The 26,471-nt window shown below is 74.1% G+C and carries 30 protein-coding genes; 19 read left to right on the forward strand and 11 right to left on the reverse strand.

The genetic code is table 11. The features are described 5' to 3' along the window. Positions 1-35: 35 nt before the first annotated feature. Positions 36-1,679, forward strand: coding sequence for an RDD family protein (locus tag ABZ495_RS22905; RefSeq protein ID WP_359837756.1), 1,644 nt, complete (start codon positions 36-38; stop codon positions 1,677-1,679). A 79-nt stretch (positions 1,680-1,758) separates the two neighbouring features. Further along, positions 1,759-2,514: an RDD family protein gene (locus ABZ495_RS22910; RefSeq protein WP_359804916.1), complete on the forward strand. Its 756-nt coding sequence runs from the start codon at positions 1,759-1,761 to the stop codon at positions 2,512-2,514. A 37-nt stretch (positions 2,515-2,551) separates the two neighbouring features. On the opposite strand, the gene ABZ495_RS22915 is transcribed toward ABZ495_RS22910, so the two are convergent. Beyond that, positions 2,552-2,833 carry a hypothetical protein gene (locus tag ABZ495_RS22915; RefSeq protein ID WP_359837759.1) on the reverse strand — a complete coding sequence of 94 codons (282 nt, stop codon included), beginning with the start codon at positions 2,831-2,833 and terminating at the stop codon, positions 2,552-2,554. 233 nt (positions 2,834-3,066) lie between these two features. Between ABZ495_RS22915 and ABZ495_RS22920 the strand changes: the two genes are divergently transcribed. The 4 genes from ABZ495_RS22920 to mycP all read left to right on the forward strand — a co-directional run bounded on the left by ABZ495_RS22920 (position 3,067) and on the right by mycP (position 7,193). After that, complete coding sequence (locus tag ABZ495_RS22920; RefSeq protein ID WP_359837761.1) at positions 3,067-3,780, forward strand: endonuclease V; 714 nt, start codon at positions 3,067-3,069, stop codon at positions 3,778-3,780. Positions 3,781-3,907: 127 nt separating this feature from the next. Then, a complete protein-coding gene (locus ABZ495_RS22925) occupies positions 3,908-4,354 on the forward strand; it encodes a hypothetical protein (RefSeq protein WP_329487850.1) in 447 nt (148 codons plus the stop codon). Positions 4,355-4,397: 43 nt separating this feature from the next. Next, complete coding sequence (locus ABZ495_RS22930; protein ID WP_359837762.1) at positions 4,398-5,846, forward strand: hypothetical protein; 1,449 nt, start codon at positions 4,398-4,400, stop codon at positions 5,844-5,846. Positions 5,847-6,014: 168 nt separating this feature from the next. Continuing rightward, positions 6,015-7,193, forward strand: coding sequence for a type VII secretion-associated serine protease mycosin (gene mycP / locus ABZ495_RS22935; protein ID WP_359837764.1), 1,179 nt, complete (start codon positions 6,015-6,017; stop codon positions 7,191-7,193). 24 nt (positions 7,194-7,217) lie between these two features. Here mycP and ABZ495_RS22940 read toward each other — a convergent pair whose 3' ends face one another. Further along, positions 7,218-7,706: a GNAT family N-acetyltransferase gene (locus tag ABZ495_RS22940; protein WP_359837766.1), complete on the reverse strand. Its 489-nt coding sequence runs from the start codon at positions 7,704-7,706 to the stop codon at positions 7,218-7,220. A gap of 161 nt (positions 7,707-7,867) precedes the next feature. Beyond that, the gene (locus tag ABZ495_RS22945; RefSeq protein WP_359837768.1) at positions 7,868-8,527 is read right to left on the reverse strand and encodes an NAD(P)H-binding protein; all 660 of its coding nucleotides are present in this window, start codon (positions 8,525-8,527) and stop codon (positions 7,868-7,870) included. A 128-nt stretch (positions 8,528-8,655) separates the two neighbouring features. Here ABZ495_RS22945 and ABZ495_RS22950 point away from each other — a divergent pair, with 128 nt between their 5' ends. Further along, entirely contained in the window at positions 8,656-9,051 is a 396-nt protein-coding gene (locus ABZ495_RS22950; protein WP_352293209.1) for a helix-turn-helix domain-containing protein, read from the forward strand. Positions 9,052-9,184: 133 nt separating this feature from the next. Further along, positions 9,185-9,787 carry a DinB family protein gene (locus ABZ495_RS22955; RefSeq protein WP_359804932.1) on the forward strand — a complete coding sequence of 201 codons (603 nt, stop codon included), beginning with the start codon at positions 9,185-9,187 and terminating at the stop codon, positions 9,785-9,787. A 79-nt stretch (positions 9,788-9,866) separates the two neighbouring features. Here ABZ495_RS22955 and ABZ495_RS22960 read toward each other — a convergent pair whose 3' ends face one another. After that, positions 9,867-10,301, reverse strand: a complete 435-nt coding sequence (locus ABZ495_RS22960) for a sigma factor (protein WP_352293205.1) — start codon at positions 10,299-10,301, stop codon at positions 9,867-9,869. 792 nt (positions 10,302-11,093) lie between these two features. Then, positions 11,094-11,630 carry a hypothetical protein gene (locus ABZ495_RS22965; RefSeq protein WP_359837770.1) on the reverse strand — a complete coding sequence of 179 codons (537 nt, stop codon included), beginning with the start codon at positions 11,628-11,630 and terminating at the stop codon, positions 11,094-11,096. A gap of 255 nt (positions 11,631-11,885) precedes the next feature. Here ABZ495_RS22965 and ABZ495_RS22970 point away from each other — a divergent pair, with 255 nt between their 5' ends. Further along, positions 11,886-12,917, forward strand: a complete 1,032-nt coding sequence (locus ABZ495_RS22970; RefSeq protein WP_329487843.1) for a hypothetical protein — start codon at positions 11,886-11,888, stop codon at positions 12,915-12,917. A 19-nt stretch (positions 12,918-12,936) separates the two neighbouring features. Here ABZ495_RS22970 and ABZ495_RS22975 read toward each other — a convergent pair whose 3' ends face one another. Then, on the reverse strand, positions 12,937-13,527 hold the full coding sequence (locus tag ABZ495_RS22975; protein ID WP_329487842.1) for an isochorismatase family protein: 591 nt from the start codon (positions 13,525-13,527) through the stop codon (positions 12,937-12,939). Positions 13,528-13,686: 159 nt separating this feature from the next. Then, positions 13,687-15,003 (reverse strand): nicotinate phosphoribosyltransferase, encoded by a 1,317-nt coding sequence (locus ABZ495_RS22980; RefSeq protein ID WP_359837772.1) that lies wholly within the window; start codon positions 15,001-15,003, stop codon positions 13,687-13,689. Between the two features lie 152 nt (positions 15,004-15,155). On the opposite strand from ABZ495_RS22980, the gene clpS reads away from it, so the two are divergent. The 7 genes from clpS (at position 15,156) to ABZ495_RS23015 (ending at position 19,936) form a co-directional block, all read left to right on the forward strand. Beyond that, the gene (clpS, locus tag ABZ495_RS22985) at positions 15,156-15,449 is read left to right on the forward strand and encodes an ATP-dependent Clp protease adapter ClpS (RefSeq protein ID WP_329487840.1); all 294 of its coding nucleotides are present in this window, start codon (positions 15,156-15,158) and stop codon (positions 15,447-15,449) included. A gap of 59 nt (positions 15,450-15,508) precedes the next feature. Beyond that, positions 15,509-16,084, forward strand: coding sequence for a DUF2017 domain-containing protein (locus ABZ495_RS22990; protein ID WP_359804940.1), 576 nt, complete (start codon positions 15,509-15,511; stop codon positions 16,082-16,084). Between the two features lie 187 nt (positions 16,085-16,271). Continuing rightward, positions 16,272-17,726 carry an amino acid permease gene (locus tag ABZ495_RS22995; protein ID WP_359837774.1) on the forward strand — a complete coding sequence of 485 codons (1,455 nt, stop codon included), beginning with the start codon at positions 16,272-16,274 and terminating at the stop codon, positions 17,724-17,726. Between the two features lie 88 nt (positions 17,727-17,814). Beyond that, a complete protein-coding gene (locus tag ABZ495_RS23000; RefSeq protein ID WP_359837776.1) occupies positions 17,815-18,246 on the forward strand; it encodes a M67 family metallopeptidase in 432 nt (143 codons plus the stop codon). 138 nt (positions 18,247-18,384) lie between these two features. After that, a complete protein-coding gene (locus ABZ495_RS23005) occupies positions 18,385-18,504 on the forward strand; it encodes a putative leader peptide (RefSeq protein ID WP_327677307.1) in 120 nt (39 codons plus the stop codon). A gap of 103 nt (positions 18,505-18,607) precedes the next feature. Then, positions 18,608-18,886 (forward strand): MoaD/ThiS family protein, encoded by a 279-nt coding sequence (locus tag ABZ495_RS23010; protein WP_030394231.1) that lies wholly within the window; start codon positions 18,608-18,610, stop codon positions 18,884-18,886. An 81-nt stretch (positions 18,887-18,967) separates the two neighbouring features. After that, positions 18,968-19,936 carry a cysteine synthase gene (locus ABZ495_RS23015; protein ID WP_329487836.1) on the forward strand — a complete coding sequence of 323 codons (969 nt, stop codon included), beginning with the start codon at positions 18,968-18,970 and terminating at the stop codon, positions 19,934-19,936. A gap of 46 nt (positions 19,937-19,982) precedes the next feature. Here ABZ495_RS23015 and ABZ495_RS23020 read toward each other — a convergent pair whose 3' ends face one another. Continuing rightward, positions 19,983-20,435, reverse strand: a complete 453-nt coding sequence (locus tag ABZ495_RS23020) for a type II toxin-antitoxin system PemK/MazF family toxin (protein ID WP_359837777.1) — start codon at positions 20,433-20,435, stop codon at positions 19,983-19,985. Between the two features lie 184 nt (positions 20,436-20,619). Between ABZ495_RS23020 and ABZ495_RS23025 the strand changes: the two genes are divergently transcribed. Both ABZ495_RS23025 and ABZ495_RS23030 read left to right on the forward strand, forming a co-directional pair. Beyond that, the gene (locus ABZ495_RS23025) at positions 20,620-20,811 is read left to right on the forward strand and encodes a MerR family transcriptional regulator (protein WP_329487833.1); all 192 of its coding nucleotides are present in this window, start codon (positions 20,620-20,622) and stop codon (positions 20,809-20,811) included. Between the two features lie 183 nt (positions 20,812-20,994). Next, positions 20,995-21,741 (forward strand): MBL fold metallo-hydrolase, encoded by a 747-nt coding sequence (locus tag ABZ495_RS23030; protein WP_359804945.1) that lies wholly within the window; start codon positions 20,995-20,997, stop codon positions 21,739-21,741. 4 nt (positions 21,742-21,745) lie between these two features. Here the strand turns inward: ABZ495_RS23030 and ABZ495_RS23035 are convergent, their stop codons facing one another. Continuing rightward, entirely contained in the window at positions 21,746-22,660 is a 915-nt protein-coding gene (locus ABZ495_RS23035) for a branched-chain amino acid transaminase (RefSeq protein WP_359837779.1), read from the reverse strand. A 172-nt stretch (positions 22,661-22,832) separates the two neighbouring features. On the opposite strand from ABZ495_RS23035, the gene ABZ495_RS23040 reads away from it, so the two are divergent. After that, positions 22,833-23,912, forward strand: a complete 1,080-nt coding sequence (locus tag ABZ495_RS23040; RefSeq protein ID WP_359837781.1) for a helix-turn-helix domain-containing protein — start codon at positions 22,833-22,835, stop codon at positions 23,910-23,912. A 37-nt stretch (positions 23,913-23,949) separates the two neighbouring features. Here ABZ495_RS23040 and ABZ495_RS23045 read toward each other — a convergent pair whose 3' ends face one another. Together ABZ495_RS23045 and ABZ495_RS23050 are read right to left on the reverse strand one after the other, a co-directional pair. Then, positions 23,950-25,230 carry an LLM class flavin-dependent oxidoreductase gene (locus tag ABZ495_RS23045; protein WP_359837782.1) on the reverse strand — a complete coding sequence of 427 codons (1,281 nt, stop codon included), beginning with the start codon at positions 25,228-25,230 and terminating at the stop codon, positions 23,950-23,952. Beyond that, positions 25,227-26,282, reverse strand: a complete 1,056-nt coding sequence (locus ABZ495_RS23050; protein ID WP_359837805.1) for an LLM class flavin-dependent oxidoreductase — start codon at positions 26,280-26,282, stop codon at positions 25,227-25,229. Before ABZ495_RS23050 ends, ABZ495_RS23045 begins: the two co-directional genes overlap by 4 nt. Positions 26,283-26,471 lie beyond the last annotated feature (189 nt).

Below are 26,471 nucleotides of genomic sequence, written 5' to 3' on the forward strand. Positions count from 1 at the left end.
GTGCGCCGCAACGGCCCTGCCAGAAAGAAGACCCCATGACGGACCGGCCCTTCGCCGGCGGCGCGGAGACGGCCGTCGGCCCCACCCCGGGGTACTACCCCGACCCCTCGGTGCCCGGCTTCGTCCGCTACTGGGGCGGTACCGCGTGGGTGCCGGGCACCAGCCGCCCGGCCCCGGCCGCGGGCGAGGTGCTGCAGCCGCCCCGGTTCGCGGCCCGCCGCGGCGGCGTGGCGGGTGGCGCGGGGGCCGGCGTGGGGGCCGGGCCGGGGGCGGGGGCGCGCTTCGTGCCGCCGCCGGCGTCGCCGGAGGCCCATCCGCCGTCGTCCGCGGTGCCGTCTTCCGCTGCGCCTTCGTCCATCGCGCCTTCGTCCGTCGCGCCTGCGCGTGCGGTGCCCTCGCCCGCGGTGCCGGCGATCGCCGGGGTGTCCGGGGAGACCGGGCCGGTGTACCTGGACCAGACGGCGGGTGGGGCGTCGTTCAGCGTCGGGCCGCATCTGGCGGCCCGTGCGGCGCTGCGTCCGGCGGTGGCGCAACCGGCCGCCGGTGGGGAGGCGGCGCGCGTCGGAGTGATCCGCGACGGGGCCGCCGGGCAGGAGCGCGGCGGCCCCGTCGCGGAGGCGGAGGAGGTCGAGGAGCAGCGTGCGGGCGAGCCGGGGGCCGTCGGCTGGCAGGTCGACCCGCGGGCGCAGCGTGGCCTGATGGAGACCGGCGGTGCGCCGCGCTGGGTCTCCTGGGGCGTGCTGCCGGGGGCGGAGCCGGACTCCGGCGCGGACGGGCCGGCGGAGGATCGGGCGGTGGGTGCGGCGCGGCTGTCCGGCGAGGCATCCGGCGAGCGGGCGGAGCACGTCGCCGCGCCGGTGGCCGGGCGTGCTCCCGAGGCGGTGCCGGTGCCCGCTTCGGTGCCTGCGCCTGCCTCGGAGCCGGAGCCGGAGTCGGAGTCGCAGCCGGTGTCGGGGCAGGCCTCGGGGTCGCAGCCGGACGCTTCGGGCGCCTCAGCCGTCGCGGTGGTGCCCGCCGGCACGGTCCCCCGCACCCTCACCACCTCGTCCGCCCCCACCGCCTCGTCCGTTGCGGCCCCCGCACCGGTCGCGAGGCCGGTCGGAGCCCCCGCCCCGGGCGCGCTCGCCGACCCGGCGAAGGCCGGGGCCGCCGCGCCCCGGCCGGCTCGCCGTCGTCCCCCCGCCCCGCTGCCCGCCGGGCTCGGACGCCGGCTGGCCGCCCGGCTGGTGGACACCGCCGTCCTCGCCGTGGTCGCCACCGCGACCGCCATCCCGCTCGGCAACTCCGTGGTGTCCCACGTCCAGCAGAAGCTCGACCAGGCCAGGATGGCCAGCGCGCTGACCCGCCGCCAGGTGGACGTCTGGCTGGTGGACGGGGTGGTGCTGGGCAAGGTGGCCGTCCTGTTCGCCGTCCTCGCCTTCGTCGGGGTGCTCTACGAAGTCCTGCCGACCGCCCGCACCGGGCAGACCTTCGGCAAGCGCCTGGTCCGGATCCGGGTGGTCGACGCGGCCCCGTCGGCCGCTCGGGACCGGCTGAGCCTCGCCCGGTCGCTGGCCCGCTGGCTGGCCCGGAACGCCTCGGCGGTGCTGCTGCTCGGCCTGGTCTGGCCGCTGTTCGACCGCCCCGCCCGGCGCGGGTGGCACGACCGGATGGCGGGCACCCGGGTGGTCCGGGGCTGACCGCGGTCCGCCGGAGGTTGCCGGGCGAAACGGACTAAATATCCGAAACTTAGCCAATCTGCAATGTTCTACTCGGTGAATGAGCACCCAGAACCCCTCAGGCTCCGAGCCGGAGGGGGGCGGTCAGCCCTCCTTCGACAAGCAGCCCCCGTCCCCGGGTGGCGGCACGCCGGAAGGTGCGCCGTCGGACCCGTCCGGAAACCCGCCGCCGTCCTCGACCCCGCCGCCCGGCAGTCCCTACGGCGACCGGCCCGGCGCGTACGGGGGCGACTACGGGGGCACCCCCGGCGGTTCGCCGTACGGGCGACCGCCGTACGGGCAGGACCCGTACGGCGGGCCGCCGTCCGACCAGCCGCCGTCCGGATACGGGCCTGCGGGGCACGGCACGCCCGGCGCCGGGCCCGTCCCCGGGATGCCGCCGCTCGGCACCTGGCCGAACCGGATCCTCGCGCAGGTGATCGACTACGTCCTGGTGCAGATCGTGGCGATCGTCCTGGTGCTGCCCTTCGCCACACTCAGCGACCGCTCGGGCGAGGCCGGCGCGTTCTGGCTGGCCTGCGGCCTCTACCTGATCTACGACGGCGTGATGCTCAGCCGGGACGGCCAGACCCTCGGCAAGAAGGCCATGAAGATCAGGGTCGCGATGCTGATCGACGGCAGCACGCCGCCGCCGGCCGCCGCCTGGACCAGAGCCGCCGTCTTCATCCTCCCTGCGGTCATCTGCTGCGCGGCGCTCTGGTGGCTGATCGACGGGCTGTTCGGCGTCTTCGACAAGCCGTACCGCCAGTGCCTCCACGACAAGGCCGCGAAGACCGTGGTGGTCTCCACGGTCTGATCCCGTCCGCGTGTCCGGACCGCCCGGTGGTGCCGCCTCAGCGCTGCCGGGCGTACGCGTGCCCGGCCGGGGCCGGGGCGTCGGCTTGGAGGGGTGCCGCGCCGGGCGTGGCGGTCACGCCGGCCGTGGCGGTGGTGCGGCGCTGCGCGGCGGTGGACAGCGACAGCAGCGTCACCAGCGTCCCGAGCGCGAGGGCGAAGCCCACCAGCACGGCGATCTCCAGGACGCCCGTGGCGCCGGAGACGGCCAGCAGGGCCACGGCGGCGGCGACGACGGTGCAGGTGCCGAGGCAGAACTGAGCGGTGGTCGGGCGCGGCATGGCGATCGGTCCTTCGCACGTCGGGGGAACGGGCGGGAAGCGGGGTGGAGCGGTGCCGGTGCTGGAAACCTCTCCACAACTCCTACCCAGTACGGCAGTTCGGTAAGTGCAGCCTAAGCCGCCGGATCCGGGGCACGGGGGGCGCACAGGCTCACTGCGGGGTCGTCCACCCCACTCGGTACGGTGACCGGGACACATTCCTTGACACCCGACGCCCCAGGGGGAGACCCTCCGTGCCCATCCCCGCAGACTGGCCCGCCAACGAGGCCGAGGCGCTCGCCGAACAGGAACGGCTGCGACCGCTCGTCCAGCCGTACGGCCCCGGCCCGGGGGCCGGCACCGAGGCCGACGACACGCTGATCGCCGGTGTGGACGTCGCCTACGACGACGAACGGGACCTCGTGGTCGCCGCCGCCGTGGTCCTGGACCGCGACACCCTGGCCGTCGTCGACGAGTCGACCGCCGTCGGCCGGATCGCCTTCCCCTACGTGCCCGGCCTGCTCGCCTTCCGTGAACTCCCGGCCGTGCTGGACGCCCTGGCCGCCCTCCGCCGCACCCCCGGCACCGTGGTCTGCGACGGCTACGGCCTCGCCCACCCGCGCCGCCTCGGCCTGGCCAGCCACCTCGGCGTGCTCACCGGCCTGCGCACACTCGGCGTCGCCAAGACCCCGTTCGTCTTCGACCACCACGAGCCCGGGGCCGCCCGCGGCGCCTGGACCCCGCTCACCGACCCGGCCACCGGGGAGGAGGTCGGCCGCGCCGTCCGGACCAGAGCCGGCGTCAAACCGGTGTTCGTCTCCGTCGGCCACCGGATCGGCCTGTCCGAGGCGGTCGCCACCACTCTGGCCCTCGCCCCGCACTACCGGCTGCCCGAGACCACCCGCCGCGCCGACTCGCTCTGCCGCCGCGCCCTCACGGGCCGACAGCGTGGAACATCCGTGAACTGACGGTCCGCCAGGACGTCGGCCGCTTCGCCGCGAGCACCGTTCAGCTTGCCCCGCCCATGTGTTAGACATGTGTCTCCCGGAGCTGTGCACGACAGCGCGGGGCGGACGCACGGGGGAGGCGCCGGACGTGTCAACGGGGACCGGATCGACGGGCGGGGCCGGCGGCGGCTACCGCGTCGAAGTCGAGCAACTACGGGCCTTCGCCGCCCAGGTGCGGCTCCTGCTGGCCGAGTTCGAACGCCATGCCGACGGCACCCGCACCCACGGACAGAGCGCCGTCGGCAAGACCTCCTTCGGCACCTTCGCCGAGGCCACCGAACTGCACGGCCGGTACCAGACGATGCGCGACGGCCTGCGCGACGTGCTCAACCAGCTCCAGGAGGCCGTCGACGAGGCCCAGAAGAAGGCCGAACTCACCGCCACCAACTACCAGGAGCAGGAACACCGCACCGCCGGCAAGCTGAAACTCGGCGACGACGGCTGGTCGGTGGCGGCACCGTCCGCCACCAGCACCGCCGCCTACACCCGCACGGTGGCGCCACCCCGGCACGACGGCGGGAAGTCCGAACGATGAGCGCCGACCGGGCACAGCCCCGCGGGAACGGAGGCGGCCGCCGATGACGTACACCAACTTCAACGACTACAGCCACGCCGAACTCCGGAAGATGGCCCAGGCCCTCAACCCCGGAGAGGTGATGGCCGCCGGCGACCCCTGGCGCCGCGCCGCCGACACCCTCAAAGCCATCCGCGCCACCCTCACCCGGGCCAGCACCGAGGCCGCCGTCAGCTGGGAGGGCACCACCAGCGACGCCTTCCACACCCGCATGCTCAACCTCGCCGCCACCATCAACAACGCGGCCTCCTACGCCAACGACGCCGCCAACACCCTCAAGGCGATGTCCGAGGCCATCGCCAAGGCCAAGCACGACATGCCCGAGGAACCCAGCGGCTGGGACCAGGTCAAGGACGGCATCGGCGACACCGTCTCGTCCCTCTTCGGCGACGACGACGAGGACAGCAGAACGGCCATCGCCGAACAGCGCAAACTCGAAGCCGCCGCGGTGATGCAGACCCTCGCCATGCACTACCGCGTCGCCACCCCGATGCTGAAGCCACCACCGCCTTACCAGCCGGGATCGAACAAGCGGCGCGGCGACGACTATCAGGACGTCCCGTCGCCTGACGATTCTTCGGGGGCATCGACGATGGGCGCCGTGATGGCCGGCGCGAGCTACACCGGCGTCACGACGACGCCGACCACCGGCAGTCCCTCGTCGCCTCCTCGTCGCTCCTCCGGCCAACCTGCGCGGGATCGCCCGGCCGCTGTGACGCCGGTCGTACCGGTCGACTCGGGCATCAAGGGAGGCACCGCGCAGGCCGCGCCGAAGCCTCTGCCTGTCACCACCAACTATGGTCCGGGTACCGGGATCGACGGTACGAAGACCATCCCTGTCACGACATCCGCGACCAGTGTGCCGCTCCCGAGCTCCGGCGGTTCCGGCACCACTCTCACGCCTCAGACAGGGCTCCCGAGCGGGCCGACGAGCAGCGGCTTCGGGAAGCCTCTCACCAGTGGCGGACCGGTCGTGGGAGGACCGGGGGCCCCGGCGGTCGGCCAGGGCAAGCAGGGGGCACTGAACGCGGATGCCTCGGGCCGGGCGAGCGCACCCGGCGACGCCGCGGCCCGCAAGGGCAAGGCGTTCGGCGCGGGCGAGGTGTTCGAGGGCGGCTTCGGCAGCGGTGGTCGGGCGTCCGGTGGATCCCGGACGGGCAGCGGCATTCCGGGGCGACCGGGCGGTGCCTTCGGGGAGAGCGGGCGGTCGGGTTCCGGCTCCGGCGCGAAGCAGGCCTTCACCGAGGGTGGCTCAGGCGTCGGGGCCCGGAGTCGCCTTCGAGGGGAGACGAGTGCCGCCGCCGGTGGCGGGATGGTGCCGGGCATGCCGATCGGTGATGCCCAACGGCGCAAGAAGGACGAAGAGAAGGAGGGCAAGCGCCCCGACTACCTTGTCGAGGACGAGGAGACCTGGGCGTCGGACGAGCCGGCCAATCCGAACGTGGTGGAATGACCCCTGTCCGCAGACGGATGGGCTGATGATCGACCGTCTCCTGGGCCGGTGACCCAGGAGACGGCTCACTGAGTGAGGTGGCCAGGCGTGATGAGTGGTCGGGTAGGGCGTGGAGCAGCCGTGCTCGCTGCCGGAGCCCTCGCGTGGGGGGCGGTTCACACGCCGGCGGTGGCGGACCAGATCAGGAGTTCGCAGTGGCCGTTGAGGACCTTCGCCGCCGAGACGAAGGTCTGGCCGGTCAGCCAAGGTGAGGGCATCGTCGTAGCCGTGGTGGACGGTGGTGTCAGCCAGGATCACCAGGATCTCGTCGGCCAGGTGCTGCCCGGCGCCGATTTCGCCGGGGGGAAGTCGGACGGACGGCTGGACAGTGACGGCCATGGAACGGCGATGGCGAGTCTGATCGCGGGCACCGGACACGGGGCGTCAGCGGGGGTCATCGGCCTCGCACCGAAGGCGAAGGTCCTTCCGGTGAAGGTCAGGAGTGTCGACGGCTTGGCGGAGGCCCAGCAGTCCGACCTCGCACAAGCCGTCCGATTCGCCGCCGATCGGGGAGTGCAGGTCATCAGCATCTCCCTCGGCGGGTATTCAGGGGCCGACTCGCAAACGCGGGACGCGATCGGGTACGCGGTTTCCAAGGACATCGTCGTCGTGGCATCGGCCGGAAACAGCGGCAACAAGTCCTCGCCGGTCGAATACCCGGCGGCCTTCCCGGGAGTAGTGGCCGTTGCTGCAGTCGACGAACAGAACCGGGTCTGGGAGAAGTCCACATTCGGACCCGAGACGACGATCGCCGCGCCGGGTGTCGGGATCTACCACGCCTCAATCACCTCTACGTCGAGCTACAACGTCGGCAACGGCACCTCCGACGCCACCGCCTACGTCTCGGCCACCGCCGCGCTGATCAGGTCGAAGTATCCCGGGCTCTCGGCGGGGCAGGTCATCAATCGGATGATCAAGAGTGCGACGGCGCCGGGGGACGGGTCGGCGGTGCCGAACGCGCATTACGGGTACGGGGTCGTCGATCCGGCCAAGGCGCTGGAGGCGAATCCCGCGGTGGACGGCGGGCCCAGGGCCAATCCGTTGCTCGGGCGGGCGGAGTCGCAGGGGGCTCCGCCGGATTCCGGGGCGGTGCCCGGCGACGGTGCCTCCGGGCCGCCGATGGCGGCGCCGGTGGCGGGGGCGGGCGGGAACGCGGGGGTCACGTACACGCTGCTCGGGGTCGGGGGGCTGCTGGTGCTGGTGGTCGCCGGGGTGGCGGCGGGGGTGGCGGCGCGGGCGCGGAAGCGGCGGCGGGCCGTCGCGGCGAGCGCCTATCCGTACCCGCCGCAGCAGCCGCCGCAGTGGTGAGCCGGGTGTGCGCGGGCGCCGTCCTCAGAGTCGGCGGTGCATGATGTGCAGGCCGACGTAGCCCTTCCTGGGGTGGTGGAAGGCTTCGGGGACGGTGGTGAGGATCTCGAAGCCCAGGGACTCCCAGAGGGCCACCGCACGGGTGTTGGTCTCCACGACGGCGTTGAACTGCATCGCGCGGTAGCCGTCGGCGCGGGCCTGGTCGAGGACGTGGGCGCCGAGGGCGCGGGCGACGCCCCGGCCGGAGTGGCGGGGGTCGACCATGAAGCCCGCGTTGGCGACGTGGGCGCCGCCGCCGGCCTGGTTGGGGTGGCTCTCGGCGGTGCCAAGGACGGTGCCGTCCTCGTCGACGGCGACGAAGGTGCGGCCGGGGGCGGGTTTGCACCAGAGCGCGCGGGCCCGGTCCTGGGTGGTGTCGCGGTCCCAGCTGTAGGTCTCGCCGGCGGCGACGATCTCGCGGAGGAAGGCCCAGATGGCCGGCCAGTCGGCGGGGGTGGCTTCGCGGATGAGCATGGTGCCCAGCATGGACCCGGGCACCCCCGCCCGACCAGGGGGTTTCGCCGCGCGACGCCCGGCCCCCCGACGCCCAGTCCCCCGACACCCAGCCCCCCGACGCCTGGCCGCCCCGACGCCCCGGCGCCCGGTCGCGCCGCCACCCCGTCGTGCGGCCCCGGCTACGCCGCGACGGCGATCTGCTCACGGTGGTGCGCCGGTGCGGCGGCCTCGTCGACCACGGCCACCGCGAGGTCGGCCTGGGCGATCCGCTCGCCTAGGACCCGCGGGCCGCCGACCCGGTAGCGGCCGGTGCCGGGCGCGGTGCGGTCGAGGTCGAGGGGCGGGGTGACGACGACCCAGTCCAGCGCGGGGGCGGACGTGCGCAGCCGGTCCAGTGCGCCGGAGTGGCCGAGCGAGAAGGCGCGGTAGGCCTCGGGGAACGCGGGGTCGTCGTGGACGGCGGTGCCGGGCGCGGTCTCCAGTGTGGTGGCGACGCCCACGTGGACCAGGCGGTGGACCCCGGCCGTGGCGAGGCCGGCCACCAGGGCGTCGGTGGCGGCCCGGTAGAACCGGACGGAGGGCACGTCGGGGGTGTACACGGTGCTGACGGCGGCGGTGTGCCCGAGGGCCGTGGCGGCGACGGCGGCCTCGTCGGTGACGTCGCAGCGGACCAGGGCGGCGCCGGTGTCCGCGAGGTCGCGGTGGCGCTCGGGGTCGCGCACGGCGGCGGTGACGGTCAGCCCGCGCCGCCGGGCCTCGGCGACCACGGCGCGCCCGACCTGCCCGCCCGCGCCGAACACGATGACGTCTGTTCCGACCTGCTTGCCGGTGCTGCTCATGGCGGTCTCCGTCCGCTCGCCGGGGGCGCTGTCGCCCGCCGTTGCCGGACGGTAGACCGGGGGGTGCCGGTTACTTCAACGGTACCGGCGCGGGGCCGGCCGGACGCCGCGTCGGCTACCTTCGGGGCATGACCCGGCCCGTACTCGAACCGCTGCCCCCGGACTTCTTCGACCCGGACTGCCCGGTGCCGACGATCCCGGTGCTGGGCGGCAGGAAGTGGTCCTGGAGGATCATGCGCTGTCTGGAGGGCGGCCCGCGCCGCTTCTCCGAGCTGCGGGTGCCGCTGGTCGGCATCACCTCGAAGGTGCTGGCCGAGTCCTTGCGCGCGATGGAGCAGGACGGCGCGGTGAGCCGCACCGAGTACGACGAGAACCCGCCCCGGGTGGAGTACGCGCTGACGCCGCTCGGCCGCACGCTGCTGGAGCCGATGGACGCGCTCTGCGACTGGAGCCGCCGGAACCTGGCCGGCCTGCTGGAGGCGCGGGAGGCGTACGAGCGGGACGAGGCCGGGCGGAACGGCTGAGCGGGGCGGAACGGCTGAGCCGGGCGGGACGGCTGAGCGGTGCGGCGCGGCCGTGCGGCGCTGGCAGGATGTCGGCGGTCGCTGGCGGTCGGGCCGCTGGTGGCGGGCCGTTCCCCGCGGCCATCCTGGACGCATGACCAGCCCTGAGAACGCCCCCGCCCCGCAGGCTCCGGCCGCCGCCCCCGGAACCGTCGACACCCCCGACGCCGTCGTCCCGGACACCAAGGACTGGACCTGGGTGCTGGAGCGGGCCTGCCCGGACTGCGGCCTGGACTCCGGGGCCGTGGCCCGCGAGGCCGTCCCCGGGCTGATCCGGGCCAACGCGGACGCCTGGGTGGCGGTCCTGGCCGGCGACGGGGAGGCGCTGCGCCGGCGGCCCCGCCCGGAGACCTGGTCGGACCTGGAGTACGCCTGCCACGTGCGCGACGTCTTCCGGCTGTTCCACGTCCGGCTGAACCTCATGCTCGACCGGGAGGGCCCGGACTTCCCGAACTGGGACCAGGACGAGACGGCCGTCGCCGAACGCTACGGGGAGCAGCGGCCGGACGCCGTCGCGGCGGATCTGGCCGCGGCGGCGCGGATCCTGGCGGACGCCTTCGAGCGGGTCACGGACGAGCAGTGGCGGCGCACCGGCAACCGCAGCGACGGCGCGCGCTTCACGGTGGAGTCGTTCGCCCGCTACCTGGTCCACGACCCGGTCCACCACCTCTACGACGTGACGGGCGAGCGGGTCTGATCCACCGGTCGCGGGTCCGGGCGCCGGTACGCGGCGCGGCGGCCCGGCGCGGCGGCCCGGCGCGAGGGCTCGGCCGGGGTCACCAGCCGGAGGCCTCGCGCAGCATGGTGCGGCGGAGTCGGCCGGCCACGCTGGCGGTGTCGGTGCCGATGACATCGGCGATCTCGGGTGCGGCGAGGCCGACCACGTAGTGCAGGATCGCCAGGTCGTCGTCGGCGGCCGGGTGGTCGGGTCCGGGCCGGCGGGTGTGGTCGCCGACCGTACCGCGCAGGATCTGCCAGGCGTGCGCCGTGGGGTTGGAGCTGCCCAGCAATTCCCGCCAGTGGACGGCGATTTCAGCGAAGGCCTGTTGGACCGCGCCGGCCGCCTCGGTCTGGTCCGGCAGCCATACCCGGGCGTAGCTGAGGTACCGCGGTCGGTGCAGCTCGCAGAAGGCCGCGAACTCCAGCGGTACGGCAGGCGGTTCGTCGAGCCCCGGGGGAGGCTCGGCGGTGCTGTCATGACGGTTGGTCATCTCGCCTTCTCGGCAAGTGAGATGGGCTTCTGACGGTCGATCATCTGTGCTCACTCTACGGTAGGCGCTCGGTGCGCTGGGTGACCAATCGGATTGAATGCCCGGAACGCACCGCCGCTCGGCCGGTTCCGGCGGTGGCCGGATGCGGGCGAGCGGACGGCAAGGTGGCGCGGGGCCGGTGGTGGAGTGGGGCGCAGTGGTGCGGCAGGCGCGGATCTGAGTGCGTCGTGGCCGGTCAGGGGGGTGGGGCGACGGAGTCGCGGGGCGGTTGATGAGCCACCGTAGGCGGTTCGGCGGCTCACGTCCACGCCATCGGCGTGAAGCCGCACGCGCGCAACCGGTCGCGCGCGTGGCGGGCCTGGGCAGGTGTTCGGACGGTCCCCGGGGCGGGTCGGCGAAGGGGTGGTGCGCTCGCGCCGCCGGGGGGCGGTGCCGGGTGGGAGCCGGCCGGCCGGGGAGGGGTCGCGTGGGGCCGGATGGGGCCTGACGGAGTCCCCGGTGCAGCCCTGTGGGGCCGTGCGTGCTGGGGTGGGGCCGTGCGGTGCTGGGTGGCGCTGTGCGGAGACGGTGGGGACGGGTGGACCGGGGCCGGGAGCGGGTCGAAGCGGTGCGGTCGGTGCTGCGGCGTCCGGAGCGGCCCTTCGAGCGGTCCGTCGGGCGGTGCCGCCGGGTCGGTGCGGTCGAGGCGGCGGGGCGGGCGGTCCGGCCCCCTCCGGCCGCCCTGTCCGTGTCGGTGGCGCTCCGGCGCCCGGTGCGCGGGCGCGTGACGCGGGTCGCTCGTCCGAGCGAACGTCAGCCGGTGCGCCCGGCCTCCGAAGTGGTGATCCGGCCGTCCGCCGCGGCGGCCCGTCCGAGCTGGGCGGGAAACGCCTCGACGGCCCGCCGCCGGGCCAGTTCGGCTGCTGCTGCGGCCGCTGCCGCGGCCGCCGCCGCGGCGGCTCCGGCGGTGCTCGCGCTGGCGGCCGGGTCCGGCCCGGTGGGGTCGTCGGTCCGTCGTTCGCGGCCGACCGCGGTGCGGGCGGCCTGGTCCTCGGCCGCCTGTCTCGCGGCCAGGTAGGCCTGGACGGCGGCCATCCCGTAGACGGGCTGGATCAGCTGGTGGCCCTTGAAGAAGGGCCTGGCCGGGGCGAATCCGGCGGCGACCACCAGGTCGCGGATCTCGGCTATCTCCGCCTCGCTGCGGGCGGTGAAGCGAACCTCCCAGCCCTTTTTGTACGTATGGCCCTGTTCGCCGCTGCGGCGGGCCGGGTCCGGCCGGCGGACGTATCCGGGCAGGCGGCCAAGGCGGAGCTGGGCCGCGCGGAGGCCGGCGGTCTCGTCACGTGACATGCACCAAGAGTAGGCAATCCGGGGAGTGGGGGTGACGTCCGGACGCGCTTCATCGTATGCCCTTGGTCACGCACGGTCAGACACCCTGGTGGTCGATCGGCATCGATCAATGATGACAAGTATATGAACGCCTATTACGCCGAATGAGTGAGGGTATGAGGACTTTAGTGCGGGCTGGTCCCGGTTTCGCGACGGTTGGGTAACAGTGCGTCAGGTGGCCGATGGTCGGTGCGGGCGGTTGGGGATGGTGTCGGCATGAGCTACCGGATCCCCTCGCCGCCGCCCTCCCTGGAGGAACTGGCGAAGCGTCAGCAGAACGTCATCACCGCCAGCCAGCTGCGCGCCCGGGGCGTGCCGGCCCGGGTGGTCACCGAGCACTGCCGCCGCGGCGGCCCCTGGCAGCGGCTGCTGCCCAGGGTCTACCTCCTGCAGTCCGCCGAGCCGACCCCGGAGCAGCGGATGTGGGCGGCCCTGCTCTACGCCGCGCAGAACGGGCGCGAGGAGGGCCGCCGGGAGGGCGCCGTGATCACCGGGACGGCCGCGCTGGCGCTCTACGGCTTCGCCGCCGTGCCCCGGCTGCCCGCCGTCACCGGGGTGGACGTCCTGGTGCCCCGCCAGCGCCGCCTGAAGGACGCCGGCGGGGTGCGGATCCGGCGCACCGAGCGGGAGTTGGTCGCCAGCTCGGTGCACGGTCTGGCCTGCGCGCCGGTCGCCCGGGCGGTCGCCGACGCGCTGCGCGAGTGGACGGCGGACGGCGCCGCGCCGGAGTTCGGCGAGGGCGTCGCGCTGCCGGTCCGCGCGGTGCTGCGGGAGGCCGTGGCGCGCCCCGGCATCCGGTGCACCGTCCGGGAGTTGGTCGCGGAGCTGACCGAGTCCGGGCTGGCCGCCGACCTGCGGGTGCGGGCCGCGCTGGACGAACTGCTGGCCGCCGAGCGGGAGGCGGTGCTGGAGCGGGTCGGCGCCCTGCTGGACGAGTGGCTGCTGCCCGCCCCGCTGACCGGTCCCGAGCTGCGGATGCGCGGCGGCACCTACATCGCCGTCCCGGACCTCTACTGGCCGCGGTCGGGGGTGGCGGTGGAGGTCGACTCCGAGCTGCGCTGCGTCAGCGAGGGGGAGGCCGCCTGGGTGCGCGCCGGCCAGCACCGGATGGAGTACCTCGGGGTCCGGGTGGTCTACCTCTCCGGTGCGCGGCTGGCCGACGAGCCGGAGGCCGTCGGCGCCGAGCTGCGCGAGGCCTTCCGGCAGGGCGGCACCGACGTGGTGGAGCTGCTGGTCACCGAGCGGTGAGCCGGCGCCGCTCCGGGGCTCAGCCCCGAACCGTCGGCGTCCCGACCAGTTCGACGCCGGCCGCCCGCAGCTCCTCCAGCGCGGCGGCGGTGGTCCGCGGCGACACGCCGGCCGTGAGGTCGAGCAGGATCCGGGTCGCGAAGCCCGCCCGGACGGCGTCCAGCGCGGTGGCCTTGACGCAGTGGTCGGTGGCGAGCCCGACCACGTCGACCTCGCTGACCTGACGCTCGCGCAGCCACTCGATCGGGCCGCGGTTGTTCTCGTCGACGCCCTCGAATCCGCTGTACGCCGCCGCGTAGGCGCCCTTGTCGAAGACCGCCTCGATCGCGCCGGAGGTGACGGAGGGCGCGAAGTTGGGGTGGAAGCCGACGCCCTCGGTGCCCGCCACGCAGTGCACCGGCCAGCTGTTGACGTAGTCCGGGTGGTCGGAGAAGTGGTCGCCCGGATCGATGTGGTTGTCGCGGGTCGCGAGGACGTGCTGGTAGCCGGCGGGGGACTCGGCGATCAGGTCGGTGATCGCGGCGGCCACCTCGGCCCCGCCGGCGACGGCCAGGCTGCCGCCCTCGCAGAAGTCGTTCTGCACGTCGACGACGATCAGTGCCCGGTGCATGGCTTGCATCCTCGGTGGTGTGGTGGGGGCGGTGCGCTGGTTCTCCGCGCTTCCGGTTGAACTCTACGGTCGACTGTAGGCAGTGGCACCCGGTGGCGGAAGGCCCGGGGAGCGCCCGGGCCCTCCGCCGCCGGCCGTGCGGCCCGCGCCGACCGGCGGTCAGACGATCAGTTCGGTCGGCAGCACCGGGTCGCCCTTGGACAACTGGGTCGCCGACAGCGGCAGCCCGGCCAGGGCCCGGCCGAGCCGCTCGCGCGCCGCGCCGAGCGGCTCCCGGCCGACCACCTCGCCGGCCCGCACCAGCGGTACCTGAAGGAGGTGCGGCTCCAGCTCGGCCGGGATCGGCCCGGTGCCGACCACCTCGGCCTCGGCGACGCCGTCCTGGTCGGGCCGGCGGGCCGCCCACTTGCGGCCGCCGACACTGCTCTTGGCGCCCGCCGAGCGCTTGGCGACCGGCAGCAGCGGTCCGTCCGGCACCTGGGCGCGGGCGACCAGCTTGTAGACCATCGCGCAGGTCGGGTGGCCGCTGCCGGTGACCAGGCTGGTGCCGACGCCGTAGCCGTCGACCGGGGCGGCGGCCAGCGCGGCGATCGCGTACTCGTCCAGGTCGGAGGTGACGATGATCCGGGTCTTCTCGGCGCCGAGCTCGTCCAGCTGACGGCGGACCCGGTGGGCCAGCAGGGTGAGGTCGCCGGAGTCGATCCGCACCGCGCCGAGCTCGGGGCCGGCCACCTCGACGGCGGTGCGCACGGCCTCGCGCAGGTCGAAGGTGTCGACCAGCAGGGTCGTGCCCCGGCCCATCGAGGCGATCTGCGCCCGGAACGCGCCCCGCTCGTCGTCGTGCACCAGGGTGAAGGCGTGCGCGGCGGTGCCGGTGGTCGGGATGTCGTAGGTGAAGCCGGCCTCCAGGTCGGAGGTGGCCGCGAAGCCGGCCACGTACGCGGCGCGGGCGGCGGCCACGGCGGCCTGCTCGTGGGCGCGCCGGGCGCCCATCTCGATGCACGGGCGGCCGCCGGCGGCGGCGGTCATCCGGGCGGCGGCGGCCGCGATCGCCGAGTCGTGGTTGAGGATCGAGAGGATCACCGTCTCCAGGATCACCGCCTCGGCGAAGCTGCCCTCGACGGTGAGCAGCGGCGATCCGGGGAAGTAGACCTCGCCCTCCGGGTAGCCGTGGATGTCGCCGGTGAACCGGTAGTCGGCCAGGAAGCGCAGGGTGTCCTCCTCGACCACGCCCTGGCCGGCCAGCCAGTCGAGCTGCGCGCTGGTGAAGCGGAAGTTCTCGACGGCGTCGAGCACCCGCCCGGTGCCGGCCATCACGCCGTAGCGGCGGCCGGCCGGCAGGCGGCGGGTGAACACCTCGAAGACGGAGCGGCGGTGCGCGGCTCCGCTGCGCAGGGCGGCCTGCAACATGGTGAGCTCGTAGCGGTCGGTGAGGAGCGCGGTCGAACCGGCCGCGCGCACTGAAGTGGCGTCCATGGGGATGATGCTACTACCACTTAGCGTCAGATTGACGATTTCTCGTCGGTGGTGTTCGCGGACCCCGGGCCGGAATCGCCCGGAGGTTCCCCGGATGGCAGCATGGGGGCTGAAGGGGTATGTGCGGGAAGAACGGCGAGGAGGACCCAGCGGTGAGTGTCGCGCCCGTGGAGATCGAGCGCCCGGAGGTCGAAGGCCTGCCGGTGGCGGAGCCGGACACGCCCTGGGTGACCATCGTGCACAACGACCCGGTCAACCTGATGAGCTACGTCCAGTACGTGTTCCAGGCCTACTTCGGCTACCCGAAGGACAAGGCCCGGAAGCTGATGATGGAGGTGCACAGCAAGGGCCGGGCGGTGGTCTCCAGCGGATCCCGCGAGGAGATGGAGCGCGACGTGCAGGCGATGCACGGCTACGGGCTGTGGGCCACGCTGCAGCACGACTGACCCGCGGACCGCGTCCCCGCACCCCACCGAAGACGACGAAGACGGGCTGACCGATACAGATGGCTGGGTTGTTCGAGAGTGCCGGCGGCGGGAGCGCGGCGATCGCGCTGGACGAGCTGGAGGCCTCCATCCTGCGCTCGCTGGAGGTGCAGATGCTGGAGCTGATCGGACCGGGCCCGGGCGGGGACTCGGACGACCCGCTCGCCGCGCTGTTCGCCGACGGGCCGACCGAGGCCCCCGCCGACCCGGCGCTGGCCCGGCTCTTCCCCGACGCCTACGGCGACCCCGAGAAGCCGGACGACGCCGAGGCCAGGGAAGCCGCCCGGGAGTTCCGCCGCTACACCGAGCTGGACCTGCGGGCCCGCAAGCGCGAGGACGCGCTGCAGGTGGTCCGCGCGCTGGACGGTCTCGGCGGCGAGGGCGGCGTGCTCAAGCTGGCCGCCGCCGACTGCCTGCGCTGGCTGGGCGCGCTCAACGACCTGCGGCTCACCCTGGGGGTGCGGCTGGAGGTCGAGGAGGAGGACGAGCAGGGCCTGTACGACCTGCCGGACGGCGACGAGCGCAAGCCGCTGGTGATGGCCTACCTGTGGCTGGGGGCGCTGCAGGAGTCGCTGTTGGAGGCGATCGCGGACTGATCCCGCCCCGCCGCCGGGCCGCCGTGACCCCCCGTCCGCATGCTGGACGGGGGGTCATGGCTTTTCCGCTCAAAACGGGCGGAATCATATGACGATATGCTCAAATATCGCTCAGATGAACACCGCTATCCGGAACCTGCGTGGTACGACTGCTCCACCCCACGAGACCCACCCAGGACGGTGCACCATGGCCGAACAGATCTACGACGAGGTCGTCGACTCCAAACCGGACGAGGAGGGCTACGAGCGGGGTCTGGGCAGTCGCCAGATCCAGATGATCGCCATCGGCGGCGCCATCGGCACCGGACTCTTCCTCGGCGCCGGCACCGCGATCTCCAAGTCCGGACCGAGCCTGATCCTCTCCTACGCCGTGGCCGGCGTGGTGATCTTCGTGATCATGCGGGCCCTCGGCGAGCTGCTCACCTACCGCCCGGTCGCCGGCAGCTTCGCCGAGTACGCCCGGGAGTTCCTCGGCCCCTTCGCCGGCTTCGTGACCGGCTGGACGTACTGGCTGTTCTGGGTGGTCACCGGCATGGCCGAGACCACCGCCGCCGCCGTCTACGTGAAGTTCTGGGTGCCCGGCATCCCGCAGTGGCTCAGCGCGCTCACCTTCCTGGTCATCCTCTACGGGGCCAACCTGATCTCGGTGAAGCTGTTCGGCGAGATCGAGTTCTGGTTCTCGATGGTCAAGGTCACCGCCATCATCGGCATGATCCTGATCGGCATCGGCGTGCTGACCCTCGGCTTCAGCGACGCCGGTGACACCGCGTCGATCACCCACCTCTGGGACAACGGCGGCTTCTTCCCCAAGGGGATCGGCGCCACCGTGATGACCCTGCAGATCGTCATGTTCGCCTACCTCGGCGTCGAGCTGGTCGGCGTCACCGCCGGCGAGAGCGAGAACCCGCAGAAGACCCTGCCGCGCGCCATCAACACGCTGCCCTGGCGGATCGCGCTCTTCTACATCGGCGCCCTGGTGATCATCCTGTCGCTGGTGCCGTGGACCGAATTCCAGCCCGGCGTCAGCCCGTTCGTCGCCGCCTTCGGCAAGATCGGCATCCCCGCCGCGGCCGGCATCATCAACTTCGTGGTGCTCACCGCGGCGCTCTCCTCCTGCAACTCCGGCATGTACTCCACCGGCCGGATGCTGCGCGACCTCGCCCTGCGCGGCCAGGCCCCCGGCCGGCTCACCAAGCTCAACTCCCACCGCAGCCCCGCCGTCGCGATCACCCTCTCCTCGCTGCTGATGGGCGCCGGCGTGGTGCTCAACTACCTCGTCCCGGCCAAGGCGTTCGAGTACATCACCTCGGTGGCCACCGTCTGCGGCCTCTGGACCTGGGCGGTCATCCTGGTCTCCCAGATCCGCTACCGGAAGGCCTGGAAGGGCGGCCACCTGCCGCCCCCCGGTTTCAAGGCGCCCGGCGGCCTCTGGAGCAGCTGGGCCGCCCTCGGCTTCCTCGCCCTGGTGATCGTCCTGATCGCCCTCGACAAGGACAACCGCATCTCGCTGTACGTCTTCCCCGGCTGGGCCGTCCTGCTCGTGGTCGGCTACCAGGTGCTCAAGCGCCGCCGCCCGCAGGCCGTCCACGCCGTCGCCCACGACCACCTGCACGCCCGCAACGGCAACGGCGGCGGCCACTGAGCCGCCCGCCGTCCGCCTCCCGGACCGGCGCCGACCACGCCCCGGACGCTCCGGCGGACACCCGCCGGGGCGTGGCTATCCTGACCGCATGCTGACCATCACCCGAGAACTGCGCGACGCCATCGTCGCCCACGCCCGCGCCGACCACCCGGACGAGGCCTGTGGCGTGGTCGCCGGACCGGCCGGCAGCGGACGGCCCGAGCGGTTCGTCCCGATGCTCAACGCCGCCCGGTCGCCCACCTTCTACGAGTTCGACTCGGGCGACCTGCTGAAGCTCTACCGCGAGATGGACGACCGGGACGAGGAGCCCGTGATCGTCTACCACTCGCACACCGCCACCGAGGCCTACCCCTCGCGCACCGACGTGAGCTACGCCTCCGAGCCGTTCGCCCACTACGTCCTGGTCTCCACCGCCGACGGCAACGGCCCGGACGACCCGTACCAGTTCCGGTCGTTCCGCATCGTGGACGGCGCGATCACGGAGGAAGACGTCCAGGTCGTCGAGGCCTACCGGCCCTGACCGGCACCCCCCTGGGCGCGGCCCGCCGACCGTCCGAGCGACGGCGGCGGGCCCTGCCGTCTCAGCCACAGAAACGGAAACATCCGGATCCCGAGACGGGCATGTCGGAGCGAGCCCGGGAATCTATACGATGAGCCCATGCGTTCCGTCGATGTGAGCACTCAGGCCCCGGGCACCCGCCTCGTGGCGCGCCTGCACGTCGACCTGTGCCGGCTCGCCAGCGCGATCTGTCCCGGCACGCCGGCGCGCTCGCGCTGAGCCGCCCGCCCAGGCCCGCCGCACGCCCTGCGCACCGGGCCGGACCCGACCTGCCGCGCCCGCTGCGGCCCACCCACCTCACGACTCGCACAGGAGCGCACCCATGGCCATCGAGGTCCGCATCCCGACCATCCTCCGCACCTACACCGACGGCGCCAAGGCCGTCGAGGGCACCGGCAGCAACCTCGGGGAACTCTTCCAGGACCTCGACGCCCGCCACCCGGGCATCGCCGCCCGCCTGCTGGACGGCGGCGAGCTGCGCCGCTTCGTCAACGTCTACCTCAACGACGAGGACGTCCGCTTCCTGGAGGGCATCTCCACCGCCCTCGCCGACGGCGACAGCGTCACCATCCTGCCCGCCGTGGCCGGCGGCGCCCGCTGACCTCCGGTCCTCCCGCCCGCCGGCCGCGCGGGCGGGAGGACCGCCGCACCCGATCCTCACCGCCGTTGCCGGAGGCACCCCTTGCGTTACGACAGCCCGCTCGAAGCCGTCGGCAACACCCCGCTGGTCCGCCTGCCCCGACTCTCCGCCGCCGTCCCCGGCAACACCGACGGCCTGGTGACGCTCTGGGCCAAGCTGGAGGACCGCAACCCCACCGGCTCCATCAAGGACCGCCCCGCGCTGCACATGATCGAGCGCGCCGAGGCCGCCGGGCTGCTCACCCCCGGGTGCACCATCCTGGAGCCCACCAGCGGCAACACCGGCATCTCGCTCGCCATGGCCGCCAAGCTCAAGGGCTACCGGATGGTCTGCGTGATGCCGGAGAACACCAGCGAGGAGCGCCGCGAGCTGCTGCGCATGTGGGGCGCGGAGATCATCCCCTCACCGGCCGCCGGCGGCTCCAACACCGCGGTGCGGATCGCCAAGGAGATCGCCGCCGAGCACCCCGACTGGGTGATGCTCTACCAGTACGGCAACCCCGACAACGCCGGCGCCCACTACGCCACCACCGGCCCCGAGATCCTCGCCGACCTGCCCTCCGTCACCCACTTCGTGGCCGGCCTGGGCACCACCGGCACCCTGATGGGCGTCGGCCGGTTCCTGCGCGAGAAGGTGCCCGGGGTGCGGATCGTCGCCGCCGAGCCCCGCTACGACGACCTGGTCTACGGCCTGCGCAACCTCGACGAGGGCTTCGTCCCCGAGCTGTACGACGCCGAGGTGCTCACCACCCGCTTCTCGGTCGGCTCCGCCGACGCCGTCCGCCGCACCCGTGAACTCCTCCAGCAGGAGGGCATCTTCGCGGGCGTCTCCACCGGCGCCATCCTGCACGCCGCGATCGGCGTCGGCCGCAAGGCCGCCACCGCCGCGGAGCGCGCCGACATCGTCTTCGTCGTCGCGGACGGCGGCTGGAAGTACCTCTCCACCGGCATCTACACCGCCGAGTCGACCGAGGCCGCGGTCGAGGCCCTGCAGGGCCAGCTCTGGGCCTGACGGAGGCTCCGGGCCCGTCCCTGCGGCCCGGCCCGGCCGGACGCCCCTAGCCCGAGACCGCCTGCCGGGCCCGGGCCCAGATCCGCCCGTCGACCACACCGGCCCGGCGGCGGAAGGCCGAGAGCGGCACCTCGCGCAGCTCGTCGGTCTCCAGCCAGCTGGTCCGCCCCTGGCGGTCGCCCACCGAGCCGGGCGGCAGCGCCAGCACGCCCGGCCGCTCCGCGTGGTGCTTGCTGGTGATCTTCGCGACGGTCGCGGTCCGGCCGCCGACCCGCAGCACCAGGCAGGGGCGGTCCTTCGCCCCCGGGCCGTCCTCGAACGGCACCTCCGCCCACCAGATCTCCTGCGGCGCCGGGCCCGGGCGCCCCTTCGCCGGGCGCGGCCGCGGCGCCGGCCGGGTGGGCGCGGGCCCGCCGCGGGCCCGCCGGACCAGCACCGACACGACAATGGCCAGCAGCGCGGCACCCGCCACGGCCAGCAGCACCCAGAAGCCAGTCATGCGCCAGACCGTACCCGGCACCCGGCCGGCCCCACCACCACGACGGCTGTGACAGTCGGGCATTTATCCGTTCCCTGCTCCCGGTTCGTCACGGAATGACCACGGAGTCCGTTGTGCGCAGGATGCCGCTCCCGGGGCCCGGAAAGCTGATCACGCACGTCCGCCCTGCACCCCGAGGTGACCCGTGAGCCGCAGCACCGACCTGTGGTCGTACGCCGAGATCGCCCGCCACATCAACGTCCAGCCGGAGACCGTCCGCAACTACCGCCGGCACGGCCTGCTCCCCGACCCCGATGCCGTCGACGGCAACGGACACCCCCGCTGGCACCCCGACACGATCAAGGCCTGGGCCCGCCGGCGCCCCGGCCACCGCTGAACCACCGCACCGAGCCGCCCCCGGCGTTCTGGTGATTCCAGCCACAGCCCGGCACGGAGACGGGGGCAAAGTGCCCCTCCGCCCTTACTCTCGACACGCGAACGCAGTGCTACCCGCCGGTTCACCGGCCGGTACTGCCATTGACCAGCAGCAGCCGAAACGTGTCGGGGCGGAGGGGCTCGGATGAAACTGACCGTGGTGGGGTGCTCGGGGAGCTTCCCGTCCGCCGACTCGCCGTGCTCCAGCTACCTCGTGGAGGCCGACGGCTACCGCGTCGTGCTCGACCTCGGCAACGGCGCGCTCGGCGCCCTGCAGAAGTACGTCAGCCTCTACGAGGTCGACGCCGTCCTGCTCAGCCACCTGCACGCCGACCACTGCGTCGACCTCTGCGCCTACTGGGTCGCCCGCAACTACCGGGCCGAGGGCTGCCCCGACCCGCTGCCCGTCTACGGCCCGGCCGGCACCGCCGAGCGGATGGCCCGCGCCTACGACATGCCCGAGAACCCCGGCATGAAGGGGGTCTTCGACTTCCGGACCCTCACCCCCGGCGCCTTCGACCTCGGCCCGTTCCGGATCGAGGTCGCCCAGGTCAACCACCCCGTCGACGCGTTCGCCTTCCGGCTCGAACACGCCGGCCGCACCCTCGTCTACTCCGGCGACACCGGCGAGAGCGCCGCCCTCGTCGAACTCGCCCGCGACAGCGACCTCTTCCTCTGCGAAGCCGCCTATATCGACGGCCGCGACACCTACCGGGCCGTCCACCTCAACGGCCGCGAGGCCGGCGAACACGCCACCGCCGCCCGCGCCCGCCGGCTCGTCCTCACCCACATCCCGCCGTGGACCGACGCCGAACACAACCGCCGGGACGCCGCCGCCGCCTTCGCCGGACCGGTCGACATCGCGAGAGCCGGCGCCGTCTACGACCTCTGAACGCTCACCCCACCGGCGTCAGCCAGCGCCGGTAGCGCGGGTCCTCGCCGGAGACCGCCGCCTCGTACGCCTCGCGCAGCCGCTCCGTGACCGGGCCGGGGGAGGACGGCAGCTCGCGGTCGTCCAGTGACCGCACCGGCACCACCCCGGCCGCCGTCCCGCACAGGAACACCTCGTCCGCCGCGTACAGGTCCGAGCGCAGCAGGCCCTCCACCCGCACCGGCACACCCAGACCGGCGGCCAGCTCCAGCACCGTGTCCTGGGTGATCCCCTCCAACGCGCCCGCGCTCGACGGCGGCGTCCGCAGCACCCCGTCACGCACCAGGAACACGTTCTCGCCGGTGCACTCGCTCACCGAACCGTCCGACCCCAGCAGCAGCGCCTCGTCGTACCCCGCGTCGCTCGCCTCCCGGCGGGCCAGCACCGAGTTCAGGTACGGCCCGGTCGCCTTCGCCGCCGGCGGCACCACGTTCGGGTCGTTCCGCCGCCAACTGCTCGTCTTCACCCTGATCCCAGCACCGCCATCCGGCAGTTGGGACTGCCACTGCCAACTCGCGATCGCCGTGGTGGTCGGCGAGAAGCGCATGTCCAGGCCCATCGAGCCGTACCCCAGGAACGCGAAGTGCCGCAGATAGCAAGACCGGTGGCCGTTCGCCCGGACCAGCTCCAGCGTCGCCCTGGTCAAATCCTCCACACTGTAGGGGAGTTCCATCCGCAGCATCCGCGCACTGCGGTCCAGCCGGCGCAGGTGCTCGGGCAGCCGGAACACCGCCGGACCGTCCGCCGTCTCGAACACCCGGGTGCCCTCCAGCACCCCCGTGCCGTAGTGCAGGCCGTGCGTCAGCACATGCGTCCGCGCCTGCTGCCAGGGCACCAGCGCGCCGTCCATCCAGATCGTCGAAGCCTCGGGAAGAGCCATGGCCCCATCCTGGCCGCCGACGGACCGCGGCCGGGCCCTCCCGGCGCTGCCGCAACCGGACATGACCGGGAGCGGAACCGGCTCGCCGCCCCGCCCCTCGGAGACCCCGGCCCGCCGTCTCGCTCCTCGGAAACCCCGGCCCGCCCGCGCCCGGCCTCACTACGCTGCGCCGATGGAGCGCATGGAGAGTGCGGCGCGGGCCGACCACCCCGCCGGCGGCCCCGACCGCGACGCCACCCGGCTCTACGCCCGGCTGCTCGCCGAACCCGGCCGCCCGGCCGCCGACCTCGGCCTCGGCTGGGACGAGCCCCGCCTGGCCGCCGCCACCGCCGAACTCCGCGCCCTCGGCCTGCTCCAGCCCACCGCGGCCGCCGGGGCGGACGGCACCGGCACGGCCGGACACGCCGCCGTCTCCGTCGACACCGCCGTCCGCCAACTGCTGCTCGACGCGGACACCCAGGTCACCGCCCTCGTCGAGGCCCTGGGCCGGGCCCGCGACTCCGTCGACCGCCTGCACACCGGCTACCTGCCGGTCCAGCACCGCCGGCCCGGCGGCGTCGCCCTCGAACTCGTCCGCGGCGCCGACCGGATCGCCGCCCTGCTGGAGGACGCGGCCCGCGGCGCCCGCACCCGGGCCCTCTCCCTCCGGCCCGGCCAGGACCTCTCCGGCCCCGCCCTGGCGGGCAAGTTGGCCCGCGAACGCCTCGCCCTCGACCGCGGCGCCGCCCTGCGCTCCGTCTACCCGGCCGCCGCGTTGCGCCGGCCCGCCGTGCTCGCGCACGTCCGGGAGCTGACCGGGGCCGGGGCGCGGATCAGGGTCGCGCACTCGCTGCCGCTCCGGCTGATCGTGGTCGACGCCCGGCTGGCGATCCTGCCCGCGCCGGGCGACCTGTCGGACGGGGTGTCCGAGGACGGGCCGGACGCGGCTGCTCCCCGGGTCCGCGGCCGTGCGGAGGCCGCCGTGGTGGTCCGCGAGCCGGCCCTGGTCGCCCTGGTCGCGGAGCTGTTCGAGTACTTCTGGTCGGCGGCCTCGACCCCGCCGGAACTGCATCCGGGGGCGGCGGGGAGGACGGACCGTCATGACGTGGTGCTGCGGCTGCTCGCGGCCGGGCTGACGGACGCCGCGATCGCCCGGAAGCTGGAGGTCTCTGAGCGGACGGTGCGCCGGCTGGTCGCCGAGCTGACCGCCGACCTGGGCGCGGAGAGCCGCTTCCAGGCCGGCGTCCACGCGGCCCGCCTCGGCCGGATCTGAGGCCGTTCCGGGCGGGGCGCCCGCCCGTCCGAGGCGCTCAGCGCCGCCCGGGAACGGGCAGGCCGAGGTGGTCGCGCAGGGTCGTCCCGGCGTACTCGGTGCGGAACACCCCGCGTTCCTGGAGCAGCGGCACCACCTGGTCCACGAAGTCGTCCAGGCCGCCCGGGGTGAGGTGCGGGACGAGGATGAAGCCGTCCGCCGCGTCGTTCTGCACATAGGCGTCGAGCTGCTCGGCGACCGCCGCCGGGGTGCCGATGAAGGACTGCCGGCCGGTCACCTCGATCACCAGCTCGCGGCTGCTGAGCCGCTTCTCGGCGGCGACCGCGCGCCACCGGGCGGCGATCTCCAGCGGGTCCCCGATCCTGGTCCGGCCCTGGACGACGGTGCTGTCGACCACCGGGTCGGCGGTGGGCAGCGGGCCGTCCGGGTCGTGGTCGGACAGGTCGATGCCCCAGACCTGCTCCAGGTAGGCGATGGCGGTCTGCGGTCCGACCTGGGCGCGGCGGATCTCGGCGGCCCGCTCGGTCGCCTCCTCGTCGGTGTCGCCCAGGACGTAGGTGACCCCGGGCATGATCTTCAGCTCGTCCGGCTTGCGCCCGTACGCGGCCAGCCGGCGCTTGACGTCGGCGTGGAAGGCCTGGCCGGCGGTGAGGGTCGAGTGCCGGCTGAAGATGATGTCGGCGGTGGCGGCGGCGAACTCCCGGCCCTCGTCGGAGTCCCCGGCCTGGATCACCACCGGGTGGCCCTGCGGCGGGCGCGGCAGCGACAGCCGGCCCTCGACGTCGAACTGCGGGCCGCTGTGCCGGACCTGCCCGCCGTCCCAGAACTCCCGTGCCAGCTGGACGAACTCGGCGGCCCGGGTGTACCGGTCGGCGCGGTCGAGGAAGCCGCCGCGGCGGAAGTTCTCGCCGGTGAAGGCGTCCGAGGAGGTGACCACGTTCCAGGCCGCCCGGCCGCCGGAGAGGTGGTCGAGCGACGCGAACCGGCGGGCCAGCTCGTACGGCTCGTTGAAGGTCGCGTTGACGGTGGCGGCCAGTCCGAGGTGGGTGGTGACGGCGGCCAGCGCGCCGAGCACGGTGATCGACTCGGGCCGGCCGACCACGTCCAGGTCGTGGATCAGGCCGTTGACCTCGCGCAGCCGCAGGCCCTCGGCGAGGAAGAAGAAGTCGAACCGGCCGCGCTCGGCGGTCTCCGCGAGGTGGCGGAAGGAGGAGAACTCGATCTGGCTGCGGGACGCCGGGTCGGTCCAGACCGTGGTGTTGTTGACGCCGGGGAAGTGCGCGGCGAGGTGGATCTGCTTCAGCGGTCGGTCCGTCATCGGGTCACCTCGGCGTGGGCGGCGGCGGTCGCCGTGGGAGCGGCGGGAGCGGGAGTGGCGGGGGCGTACCGGTTGGCCGGGCGGGCCAGGCCGAGGTGGTCGCGCAGGGTGGTGCCGGTGTAGCCGGTGCGGAACAGGCCGCGCTCGCGCAGGGCCGGGACGACGTGGTCGGCCACCGCGGCGAGGTCCCGGGCCGGGTCGGTGGGGACGAGGTGGAAGCCGTCGACGCCGCCGCCGCCCTCGGTGACCTCCCGGATCAGCGCGCTGATCGAGGCGCCGTCGGAGAGGTCCGCGGTGAGCCGGGCGAGGATCCGCAGGCCCTCGCCCGCCCGCAGCCGCAGTTCGGTGGCGGCGGTCAGCCGGGCCGCCGGGCCGGGGGCGTCCAGCAGGACGACGTCCGCGTACCGGGCGGCCGTCTCCACCCGGGCCCGGCTGCCGGCGGGGGCGCCCGGGGCGAGGTCGGCGGCGGAGACCGGGACGGCGATCACCGGTCGGCCCTGGGGCGGGCGAGGGGTGATGGAGGGGCCGCGGACCGAGAAGTGCGGGCCCGCGAAGTCGATGTAGTGCAGCTTGCCCCGGTCGATGAACCGGCCGGTGGCCACGTCGCGGATCTCCGCGTCGTCCTCCCAGCTGTCCCAGAGCCGCGCGGCGACCTCGGCGGCGTCGGCCGCCTCCGCCCAGAGCTCGTCGGCCGGGGCGACGCCCTTGCGCCCGAAGGCCCGGGCCTGCGCCTCGGTGTCGGAGATCCCGATCAGCCAGCCGGCCCGGCCCTCGCTCACCCAGTCCAGGGTGTTGACCGATATCGAGGTGTGGAACGGCTCGGTGTGCGTGGTGGTGACGGTCGGGACCAGGCCGAGCCCCCGGGTCAGCGGCGCGAGCCGGGCGAAGGTGGCGAGGGCGTCGAGCCGGTGCGGCTCGGGTGCGTAGGAGTCGTCGAGGGTGACGAAGTCGAGCGCGGCGCGCTCGGCGTGGCGGGCGAGGGCGGTGAAGTGCCCGGCGTCGAAGCGGCCGGGGCTGTCGACGGCGGCGGACAGGTGCAACTGGCGCGGCATGGCGTGGCCTTGACTTTCCTCGTGCGTGCGCTGCTTCATCTTCGTTTCGCGCACGGGACGCAGCTGGGTACGTGGCGGTGGCCCGGGTACGGGCCGACACGAGAGGCGGGGAAGCGGGGGCCGGGGCGCGGCGGGAGGTCAGCCGGGCGGCGGCGGGGGGAACGGACGGGTCAGGCGCAACACGCGGCC

The sequence above is a fragment of the Kitasatospora sp. NPDC005748 genome (assembly GCF_040630735.1).
Classification (GTDB): Bacteria; Actinomycetota; Actinomycetes; order Streptomycetales; family Streptomycetaceae; genus Kitasatospora.

What these genes read in the sequence shown, in the direction of transcription:
- ABZ495_RS22905 (WP_359837756.1), top strand. Translation starts at nt 36, where the DNA reads ATGACGGACCGGCCCTTCGCCGGCGGCGCGGAGACGGCCGTCGGCCCC.
- ABZ495_RS23050 (WP_359837805.1), bottom strand. Translation starts at nt 26,282, where the DNA reads ATGCCGCGCCAGTTGCACCTGTCCGCCGCCGTCGACAGCCCCGGCCGC.
- ABZ495_RS22990 (WP_359804940.1), top strand. Translation starts at nt 15,509, where the DNA reads ATGGCTGGGTTGTTCGAGAGTGCCGGCGGCGGGAGCGCGGCGATCGCG.
- ABZ495_RS22955 (WP_359804932.1), top strand. Translation starts at nt 9,185, where the DNA reads ATGACCAGCCCTGAGAACGCCCCCGCCCCGCAGGCTCCGGCCGCCGCC.
- ABZ495_RS22975 (WP_329487842.1), bottom strand. Translation starts at nt 13,527, where the DNA reads ATGCACCGGGCACTGATCGTCGTCGACGTGCAGAACGACTTCTGCGAG.
- ABZ495_RS22950 (WP_352293209.1), top strand. Translation starts at nt 8,656, where the DNA reads ATGACCCGGCCCGTACTCGAACCGCTGCCCCCGGACTTCTTCGACCCG.
- ABZ495_RS22960 (WP_352293205.1), bottom strand. Translation starts at nt 10,301, where the DNA reads ATGACCAACCGTCATGACAGCACCGCCGAGCCTCCCCCGGGGCTCGAC.
- ABZ495_RS22930 (WP_359837762.1), top strand. Translation starts at nt 4,398, where the DNA reads ATGACGTACACCAACTTCAACGACTACAGCCACGCCGAACTCCGGAAG.
- ABZ495_RS22915 (WP_359837759.1), bottom strand. Translation starts at nt 2,833, where the DNA reads ATGCCGCGCCCGACCACCGCTCAGTTCTGCCTCGGCACCTGCACCGTC.
- ABZ495_RS23045 (WP_359837782.1), bottom strand. Translation starts at nt 25,230, where the DNA reads ATGACGGACCGACCGCTGAAGCAGATCCACCTCGCCGCGCACTTCCCC.
- ABZ495_RS23030 (WP_359804945.1), top strand. Translation starts at nt 20,995, where the DNA reads ATGAAACTGACCGTGGTGGGGTGCTCGGGGAGCTTCCCGTCCGCCGAC.
- ABZ495_RS23035 (WP_359837779.1), bottom strand. Translation starts at nt 22,660, where the DNA reads ATGGCTCTTCCCGAGGCTTCGACGATCTGGATGGACGGCGCGCTGGTG.
- ABZ495_RS22980 (WP_359837772.1), bottom strand. Translation starts at nt 15,003, where the DNA reads ATGGACGCCACTTCAGTGCGCGCGGCCGGTTCGACCGCGCTCCTCACC.
- ABZ495_RS22910 (WP_359804916.1), top strand. Translation starts at nt 1,759, where the DNA reads ATGAGCACCCAGAACCCCTCAGGCTCCGAGCCGGAGGGGGGCGGTCAG.
- ABZ495_RS22995 (WP_359837774.1), top strand. Translation starts at nt 16,272, where the DNA reads ATGGCCGAACAGATCTACGACGAGGTCGTCGACTCCAAACCGGACGAG.
- ABZ495_RS23040 (WP_359837781.1), top strand. Translation starts at nt 22,833, where the DNA reads ATGGAGCGCATGGAGAGTGCGGCGCGGGCCGACCACCCCGCCGGCGGC.
- ABZ495_RS23005 (WP_327677307.1), top strand. Translation starts at nt 18,385, where the DNA reads ATGCGTTCCGTCGATGTGAGCACTCAGGCCCCGGGCACCCGCCTCGTG.
- ABZ495_RS22965 (WP_359837770.1), bottom strand. Translation starts at nt 11,630, where the DNA reads ATGTCACGTGACGAGACCGCCGGCCTCCGCGCGGCCCAGCTCCGCCTT.
- ABZ495_RS23020 (WP_359837777.1), bottom strand. Translation starts at nt 20,435, where the DNA reads ATGACTGGCTTCTGGGTGCTGCTGGCCGTGGCGGGTGCCGCGCTGCTG.
- ABZ495_RS22945 (WP_359837768.1), bottom strand. Translation starts at nt 8,527, where the DNA reads ATGAGCAGCACCGGCAAGCAGGTCGGAACAGACGTCATCGTGTTCGGC.
- ABZ495_RS23010 (WP_030394231.1), top strand. Translation starts at nt 18,608, where the DNA reads ATGGCCATCGAGGTCCGCATCCCGACCATCCTCCGCACCTACACCGAC.
- ABZ495_RS23000 (WP_359837776.1), top strand. Translation starts at nt 17,815, where the DNA reads ATGCTGACCATCACCCGAGAACTGCGCGACGCCATCGTCGCCCACGCC.
- ABZ495_RS22940 (WP_359837766.1), bottom strand. Translation starts at nt 7,706, where the DNA reads ATGCTCATCCGCGAAGCCACCCCCGCCGACTGGCCGGCCATCTGGGCC.
- ABZ495_RS22970 (WP_329487843.1), top strand. Translation starts at nt 11,886, where the DNA reads ATGAGCTACCGGATCCCCTCGCCGCCGCCCTCCCTGGAGGAACTGGCG.